A 9,169-nucleotide genomic window follows, 5' to 3' on the forward strand; every position below is an offset into this window, starting at 1 on the left:
CTCTCCTCAGGGTTCTCCCTATCATGCCCGCACCCCGGCGGACCGCGCTCGCAGTCCGCACCCGCACGGCCCGTCCTCCGGGCATCGGCACTTCTCCTCCGGCGGCAGCAGCCCGGTGCCGTTGGTGACCTTGCGCATGCGCTCCCAGTACGCGTGCCGGGCTCCGGGGCGCGGCCCGTCGAGCAGCACCGTCAGTTCTGCGGCCAGCGGGGCGGGGACGAACTGGAGGGGCGCGGTGGCGGCCAGATCGTGCAGGACGCCGAGCCGTCCCGGGCGTTGCGCGATGGTGGCCGTCCTGACCTGGCGCACGGCCTCGTACAGCCCGGCCAGCTTCTGGTGGTCACCGGGCGCGATGCCGCGCGCCCGGGCGACGGCGCCCGCCGCCATGGTGGCGGCGGCCCGCTCGTTCGCCCCGATCGTGCGGTGGCCATCCACCTGGAACGTCAGCACGCCCCCGTCGGGCCCGGGCTGCCCGGCGGGGCGTATCTCGACGGGGATGGCCGGGTGGCCGGGGATCTCGATGCCGAGCAGGCCGGGGCCGTAGGTGCGGACGCGGGCGCCCATCTGTGCCGCGCCGCGCTCGAACGCCTTGGCGGCGGCCATCTCCGGCAGCGCCGTCGGACCGCGCAACACCTCGACGTGCTGGGGGCTGAGCTCGCCCGCCCGGACCAGCTCCACCGTCCTGGCCGCCGCCCCCGGCTGATCCGCCGCCAGCCCCGCCCTGCGCGCTTCCGCCCGCACTTCGGCGGCGAGCCCGGCCTTCTTCCCGCCCAGGGCCGAGGCGAGCGACCCGGCGACGGACGACTCACCGCTCAGAGCGGAGGCGAGCGGCCCGGTGGCCGGCGCGCCGCCGTTCGCCGGTGCGCCGTTCAAGGCGGAGGCGACGGAGCGGCGGCCCTGGGCGGGCACCGTCCCGGAGAGGGCGTCGATCAGGCCGCGCAGCCGCGCGATCGCGGCGGCGTCCTCGGCCCCGGGCGCAACGGCGTGCCGCGCCCCCGCTTCCTGCCCGCCGGGGGACACCGCGCGCTCGTGGCCGGGCGTCGCCGCAGGGCCCGGCGCGGGTGGTGGCGTGTGTTCGTAGCCGGGTGGTGGCTTGTGCTCGGTGCTGAGGGTGGTGGGGCCTGTGGCCCACGGTGGCGCGGGTGGGGTGTGGCCGCGGCGTTCGATGTCGGCGGCGATCGTGTCGATGGCCGCCGCGATCCGCTCCCGCGCGGCCGGGTCCCCCGCCGCGCGCCACTTCCGTGACAGGTGCGCGTGCTCGTCCAGCCGCGGCGTCAGGCAATGGTCGGTCCCCTCGGCCTGGTCGGGCGAAAGGGCGGCCCTGACGACGCCCTGCTCCGCCCCTGCCTGGGCCGCCGCCGTCTCCTGGGCGACGTGGGAGACCTCGTGGACCAGCACCGACGACACGACCTCGGGGGCCACCCGGAGCCCGATCCGCACCACGTGCGGGTTCCCGGCCGTGCCCAGCTCGGTGCGGCCGAGCAGCCCCTCCCCCGGGTCCTCGGCCAGAACCTGGAAGTGCTGGTCGGGACCGGTGGCGAACTGGACGACGAGCCGGTCGTCCCCGGCCCAGAACAGGTTCGTCACCGCGCCGCCGAAGTCGGCCGGGGACACGTTCTGCCCGCGTATCTCGGCGACGGTCAGGTCGGGCACCCCGTCGGGACGGGCGGAGGCGTCGAACGGGGTGCTGGCGATGGCGGGGTCGGTGACGGACGTTGGCGTGATGCCCTGGGCGACGCTGCCGCCCGCCGGGGCCTGCGACGGCGCGGTGACGGCCGGCCAGGCGGGATCGGGCGCGGCGGGGACGGCGCCGGCCGGCAGCGCGGCCGTGACCTGGTGGGCGAAGGTGCCGGGCTCCTGGGAGTTCAGGAAGATGTGCCGCAGGTCCGCGTCGTGCTGCTCGGCCGCGGTGAGCACGCCGGGGGGAAGCGTGGAGAACGCCTCGGCGAAGCCGCCGTCGGGGGTCTCGCTGTGGATGGTCCCGTCGGGCGCGGCCCGGTAGCGGTGTACGCCGTCCGCCTCGCGGACCGCGACCACGGCCGCCTCCCCGCGCTCGCGCGCCGCGATCCGGGCGTCCCCGAGGATCTGGAGGAGCCCCTCCCGGCCGCGCTCGGGCACGAACCGGAACGTGCGCAGGCCGGCGGGCTCGTTCCCGAGGCGGACGCCGGCCTCCATCCGGTCGAGCAGTTCCTCGATCTCCTCGCCGAAGAGCGTCACGTCCGCCGTGCCGGTGGTGGCGCCGGGCAGGTGGACGGGGTCGCCGACGCCCCGTACGTTGCCGTCGCGCTCCCGGGTCACGTACCGGAAGGTGAGGTCGTAGTCCACGCGCAGCCGCACGGTGTACAACTTGCCGCTCTCGAACATGCTGCGTTCCCTGCGCGCCCCGTGGTGGTCGTTCACGGTCTCCGACGCCTGCTCGCCGGCCTTGGCGCCGAAGTCCAGGCCCAGCTCGCCGTTCTTGACGGTCCCGCCGAGGCCGGCGGGCAGGACGCGGCCGCGGGAGGTGGAGATGTTCTGGGCGTCGGCCTTCCTGTCCACCTGGCCCTTCTCGCCGTCGAACGGCCCGGCCACGATGGTGAGGTCGGACAGGCGGGCCTTGACCCTGACGTCTGCGCCCTGGTTCTTGAACTTCTGCCTGGCCATCCCACCGACGATGACGCCCTCGGTCCCGGCCATCCGCTCGAAGGCGGTGATCAGCGCGGACGGGGCCAGCCAGGCGGCCACCTCGGCCCGGCGTTCTGTGACCGTGTTCGAGCCCAGCATCTTGGACAGCCGGGCCGTGACGATCTCGTACAGGGTGGGCTTGCCGGGGTCCTCCAGCAGCGTCGCGGGGAAGTGGCCGGGGTGGAGCTGAACCTCGCGCGGGTCGGTCACCATGGTGACAGGTCCCGGGTCCTCGGCGACGGGCCTGGTCATGCCGGTCGGGATGCGGCGTACGAGCGTGGCCCTGTAGCGGGGCGGGCCCGCGGACCTGCGGCGGCGGACGCGGTCGGCCGCGGCTCGGATCGCGGCGGCCGCCCTGTGCGCGCCGGGCAGCTTCCTCCTGGTGCGGGCGGGCTTGTGCTCGATCTCGATGACGAGCGTCATGCCCTGCTGGACGCGGTCGAGCCCGTTGAACAGGCCCAGGCGCTGCAACCTGGTGGCCTGCTGGTTGCTGGAGGCGGAGTAGGAGCGGCTGCGGTCGGTGGACACGCCGCCGCCGAGGCCGTCGCCGTCGTCCGTGGCGGAGTAGTCGAGGCCGGCGGAGTAGGAGCCGTTGTACGCCTCCGTGTGCGTCAGGTCGTTGTAGCGGTAGCGCTGGATGATGATGCCGGCGTTGTCGGTGTGCCCGAGGAGCTCCCCCCTGCGGGGGTCGCCGTCGGGCTCGACGCGTACGCGGACGGTGACCGTCCCGGCCTGGTCCGCCTGGGCGCCGGTGTGTACGTGGTAGGTCTTCTCGAACCCGTTCCGCGACCACATGTCGGAGATGTGGATGTCCGCACGGTCGCCGGAGAAGTCGACGCTCATCTCCTTGCGCAGGGTCGGCGTGCCCTCCTCGGCCCCGGGCACCGCGGCGTTCACGGCGTCCAGCACCGCGTCGATCAGCTGGACCTCCTCGCCCTGCTCGTCGGTCACGGCGAAGGACTCGACCGTGCTGACGCCCATGCCGTTCTCGTGCTGGGGCGCCACCACGACGTCCTTCGCGCGGGCGATCTGGTCCGCCGCCGTGCTCAGCGCCTGGTCGAGCTGCCGTTCCGCCTCTCCCTGCCGGACCTTGGTGGCCGCCGGGCCGAGCCCCGCGACGTCCTGGACCGCCTTGAGCAGGTTCTGGGGAGTGTGCTCGGCGGCGATCGCCGGTGCCTCGCCGCGGGCGCGGGCCTCGGTGAGGGCTTTGACGTACGCCTGCACCAGGGGCACGGCGAGGGTTCTGTCCAGGGACAGGCTGCCGTTGCGGAAGCGTTCGACGGCGTCGGCGACCAGGGACAGCTCCAGGTCGAGCTCGCCGTCGGAGTACATCAGCAGCGCGTCGTACTCGGGGAGGGAGAACAGCGCGCTGCCGTCGGCCGTGGTCGTCTTGGGCCGGCCGAGCGGGATGCGGTCCCCTTCCACCGGCACCGCGTTCGCGGCGCTCTCGGAGCCGGTGAGGGTGAGGATCGTGTCGGCGTGCACCAGATACTGGCGGCCGGTCTCGATCGTCAGCTCCTCGGTGCCCCAGATGTCCATGACGGAGGTCGAGGTCGAGGAGCCGCCCGATCGCGAGGGCAGTGAGAGCGACCCTCCGTCGCTCGACGTGCCGCCGTCGTCGAGGTCGGTGCCGGCGGCCGAGGAGCCGACCGAGATGCCCGACGAGCCGCCCCACGACACGCCGGCGCTGCCCAGCCCGAAGATGATGCGCCCCGTCACATGGTCGATCACGCCCACGACCCGCGCGTCGACCATCTCGCCCGTCACCGAGACCGACGACCGGCTGACCGCCGCGCCCTGCGGGCGGACGGCGATGTCGGTGGTGAGCGGGGTGTCCATCAGCTCGGGGTGGGAGATGAGGTTACGCACGTTGAGGAACGCCGCGATGTGGTGGAACGCGGGCGAATCCTCGCGCATCGCCCTCGGCGCCACTCGTCGTGCGGCGTCCACCGCGTTCCGCACGTCCATGTGCAGGAGCGTCGCCCGCCTGCGCAACTTCTCGCTCGGCTTGCCGATGGAGGCCGGCGGCGCCGTCGTGCCCTTCGTGGGAAGGAGCTCGGCGGCGAAGGCCAGGCGGGCGCTGCCCTCGCGGGAGTCCAGCGAGATCGTCTCGCCGTCGTGCAGCAGGTCCACGGAGAGCTTGTGGCGGACGTTGAAGATCGCGACCGGGCCGGTGCTCTCCGCCAGCGTCACGATGTTGACCGTGCTGCCGGTGCTGGAGCCCGCCGTGCGGGTGCGGTTGCCGCCGGCGTTCGGGCCTACGTCGTGCGACAACCCGTCCTGTCCTTCGCCGGGGGCCTCGCTCAGGCCCGTGGAGGGCCCGCCGCCGTACGTCCTGGAGCGGCTGATGCCGCGCGCGGAGGTGTCCGTGCCGATGTCCAGGTTGACCACGGCCTCGGCGTCGGTCAGTCCGGCGTACTGCCCCCGGTCGCTGAAGTCCTGCTGCAGCGACACCCGTACCGTGTAGTGCTCGGGGGCGGCGTTCAGGCCGTGCAGGGTCAGGTCGATGAGAATGCCGTCCTGGGCCACCTGGTCGTACCCACTGCGCAGGCGGTGCTCCGAGAGCTGCTGGACGATCTCCTGCTGGTTGAGGATCTGGCTGGCCCTGGCGAGGCGGTTCCTGGCGTACTGGGGGACGCCGTCGACGACCTTCGGCACCACGCCGCGCTCCGCGAGCTGGTCCAGCACGGACCGGGCGAGCCCGTCCAGCCCGGTGATCTCCTCTACGACGCCCAGTCCTCCCACGCCGCGCATCTGCCCGGGGCCGTCCCCGAGCCACTCGGGCAGCTCCGTCTTACGGCCCTTGATCGGAACCGGCCTGGGGTCGCCGCGCAGCACGTCGTTGCCGTCGGCGTCGGTCATGACCTTGCCGTTCTCGCGGATCAGCGCCTCGGCGTCCACGGGCAGTCCGAAGCGGTAGGCGGCGGACTCCTGCATGCGCACGACGGCGGTGCTCCTGTGCGGCGGCAGTGTGACCGGCGGCTTCCCGATCGTCTCCACGATGAACGTGTGCCGCAGTTCGAGGCGGTACCCCTGCGTGGGCCGGGTCTTCCTGAGGACGCTCGGGTGGATCGCCTGCCCGTTGGCCGTGGACGAGTACGACTGCGACGCCGACCTGCTGCCCTTGAGCTTGGGCCCCAGCGTCGGCTGGTAGTCGCCCAGGTCGCCGAGTACGTCCACGTCCTGGAGTCCTGGGATGTTGAGCCCGGCCGAGGCGTTGACCTCCAGCGAGCCCCCCGCCGACGCCCCGCCGGGCGAGGCGGCGAAGTCGACGAGCACCTCCTCCTCCCACTCGTTCGAGCTCGGCCCGCCCACCGGCTTGGCGGTCACCAGCACGACCTCGGTCTCGACCCGGATCCGGGCGCGCGGCTCGCCCTTCACGGCCAGCACGCGGTCGAGCCCGCCGTTGACCGCGTCGCGTAACCCGTTCGGCAGCTCCTCGGTGACGAACTTGCGCAGGTCGTTGTGGGCGTTCGTGCCGACCTGGGCGAAGTCGCCGCCGAGCCTGGCCATGAGGGTGTCGAGGGCGTCCTCCAGGCCGGTCATGCCGGAGACGACGTGGTTCGGCATCACGGGGTTACGCCGGGCGTCGTCGATCCAGGCCAGCCTGCGGGGCTCCTGGTCGGTGTAGGAGTGCGAGACCCATATCCGCTGGGCGCCGGAGTCGCCGGGCAGGCCGGAGCTCACCGTGGTGGTGTCCCGCCATTCACTGTCCCGCCCCGTGCGGATGCCGAGGGTCCACGTGGCGGCGGCGTCGTACAGGAGGGACTCGCCGCGGTTGTCGGAGACCGAGCCGCCCTGGGCGTACGTGCCCGCGCCGCCCGACGCCGACCAGGTGCGCCCGGCGCTCACTCCGCCGCCGACGCCCAGCACCTCGGCCACCAGCCTCGACAACTCGCCGTCGGGCAGGGCGTGCTTCAGCATCGTGCTGTTGAAGCCCATGGACAGGCCGCCGCTGCCCGAGTCGGTGGCGGTGACCGTCCTGCCCGTCTGGACGAACAGGCCCACCATCATCTCCGACGCCTTCACGGCCGGATCGACCACCTCGGCCAGGTCGGACAGGGTGAGCTGGACGCGCACTTCCGCCGCGCCCCGCCCCTGGCCGACGCGCAGCACGACCCCGTCGGGCGAGACGGCCTTGTGCCAGTCCTCGCGCAGGGCGCGTTCCAGCTCGTCGGGGGTGAAGCTCTCCTTGATCCCGTTACGCCGCAGCAGGTCGTTGACCGAGTTGGTGAGCGCGCCGAGATGGGCCAGCCTGCCGGTGGGCATCGCCGCGGACAGGGTGATCTCCTGGGGCAGCGCCTTGGCCAGCGCGTCCAGGTAGCTCTGGTGCACGCGCGTGGCCTCGGCGGCCAGGCGGACGGAGATGTCGGCCATGCTCACCCCGCCCGGGCTCGCGGGCGTGCCGGCCTGGCTCATCGCCCCGGCCAGCCGCTCGTACGCCTCGCGCGCCCGGGTGGCCTCCTTCAGCGCGGCGGCGTACGCCTTGGCGATCCTCGCGTGCCGCCGCTGCGTGGCCCGGTGGTCGCGGGCCTCCCGCTTGGCCTTGCGGGCACGCTCGTGCTTGCCGCTGTCGCGCTGGTTCAGCGCCTTTCGCGCCTCCCGGCTCGACGTGGACGCCTGCTTGCCCGCCTGCTCCGAACTGTCCTCCTTCGAGGCGATCTGCTGCTGAAGGGCCTTTTCCGCTCCTTCGAGCGCCGCGATGATGGAACGCACCTGCTGGGCGGCCGGATGCCCGTCCGGGACGGGCGGCGCGTGGGTCGGGCGGCCGCCCTGAGCCGGGGCCCAGGGGGGAAGCGGCGGGGTCTGGCCGTGCTCCCGCAACTCGCGGATCACGCCGTCGATGTCCACGGCGAGCAGGCGCTGCTCGGGCAGCGTCCGCGCCTGCTGCCACTTCTTGGTCAGGTACGCCAGTTCGTTCAGCCTGGCGGGCACACAGTCGTCGCGGGTCGGGCGGTTGCCCGGCAGCACCCGGCGCAGGGGGCCCTGCTGCGTGCCTTCCCGCTCGGCCGCCAGGCGTTGCAGGGTGTCCGTGATCTCGTGCAGCCAGACCCTGGGGAGCTGGTCGGGGGCCATGTGCGGGGCCAGATGGACCACGTGCGGTCCATCGGCCTTGATCTCGGTCTGGCCCATCAGGTCCTGGCTCAGGCCGCCGACGACCGGGCGGAAGTGCTGGGTGCCGAGCGTCCTCGTGCGGACCACCAGGGTCTCGCCGTCCGCCGACCAGGACACTTCCTCTACGTCCTCGTTCAGGAAGTACTCGGGGTCGAGGCCGGCGGTTCCGGCCTTTGCCTCGTCGAGCGTCAGGACGGACCCGTCCTGACGGCCGGCGGGGACGTACCTGGTGTCGGCCACCGGCCTGGAGGTGACGGTCCCGGGTCTGCTGGTGTTCGCCCGGGCTCGGCCGGTCCTCGAGCTTCGGCGTGGCGCCGCGTTCGGGCCGGTGTTCGGGCCGGTGTTCGGGCCGGTGTTCGGGCCGGTGTTCGAGGTTGTGGCGGGGGCTGCCTGGGTGGCCGTGCCGGGGGCCGCGGACGACAGCTTGTCGTCGGCCTGGGCGACCAGCAGCATCGAGGCTGCCTCCACCTCCAGCTCCGCCTGGTTCGTGACCTCGGTGGCCCGCATGTTGAGGGCCGCGCGGATGCGGGTCATGGTGGCGGCGGGGATGATGCGGGCGCCGTCGCCGCTCGGGAGGATCAGGTCACCGGTGGGGCCGACCACCGCGTCGGGGAAGTTCGTGCTGAGCGCATCGACCAACGCCGTCCGAGCCCTGATCGGCGCCGGTGCCATCGCCGCAGTCAGGGCGGTGGCGGCTGTGTCACCCGTGTCCGCCGAGGCGTCCGGCTGCGCTTCCGGCGAGGCTGAAGCCGGTGCGGCCGCCCCCGAGTCCGGCTGCGGCGCTCCATTCGCCACCGCACCGCCGTCGGCCGTCGTGCCTCCGTCGGAGGGGGTGACGGCGTCTGGAGCCGCACCGGCGGGGTTCCCTGTGCCGGGAGCTTCCGCCGTACTGGGTGCCGCCACCGTGTCCGGGCCCACCGTGTCCGGGTCCACCGTGTCCGGGCCCGCCGCGTTGGGAGCCGGCCCCGTATTGGGAGCCGCCGCCGCGTCCGGACCAGCACCGGGAGCCGCCGCCGCGTCCGGACCAGCACCGGGGACCGCCGTGTCCGGACCAGCACCGGGGGCCGCCGCCGTGTCCGGAGCCTTGTCGGGGGACGGCGCCGTGTCCGGGCCCGCCGTGTTGGGAGCCGCCGCCGTGCCGGCAGGGGTTCCCGGGGTGGGAGCCGTCGTGGCGGCGGCAGATGTCGCCGTGCTGGAAGGCGCCGTGCCGGCGGGCGTGGCCGGGGTCGAGGTCTGCGGGTCCTGCGCCGGCGTGGCGGGGGCGTCGGGCTGCTGGTCCTGGTCCTCGTCGGGGGTCGGGGCGGGGGTGCGCCGCTGCGACTGCGAATCGATGTCCGGCGCGCCCGTTCCGGTGCGACCGCCCTGGCTCGCGGCGGAGGCCGGGGCCGGG

Annotated in this window: 2 protein-coding genes; one reads left to right on the top strand and one right to left on the bottom strand. The window is 73.8% G+C overall.

What is annotated here, in order from left to right:
* Positions 1-21 precede the first annotated feature (21 nt).
* A complete protein-coding gene (locus ACFPZ3_RS61330; protein WP_379523673.1) occupies positions 22-8,451 on the bottom strand; it encodes a hypothetical protein in 8,430 nt (2,809 codons plus the stop codon).
* A 370-nt stretch (positions 8,452-8,821) separates the two neighbouring features.
* Between ACFPZ3_RS61330 and ACFPZ3_RS61335 the strand changes: the two genes are divergently transcribed.
* A partial coding sequence (locus ACFPZ3_RS61335; RefSeq protein ID WP_379523674.1) for a hypothetical protein occupies positions 8,822-9,169 on the top strand: 348 nt, incomplete at its 3' end.

The organism is Nonomuraea insulae, assembly GCF_042656245.1.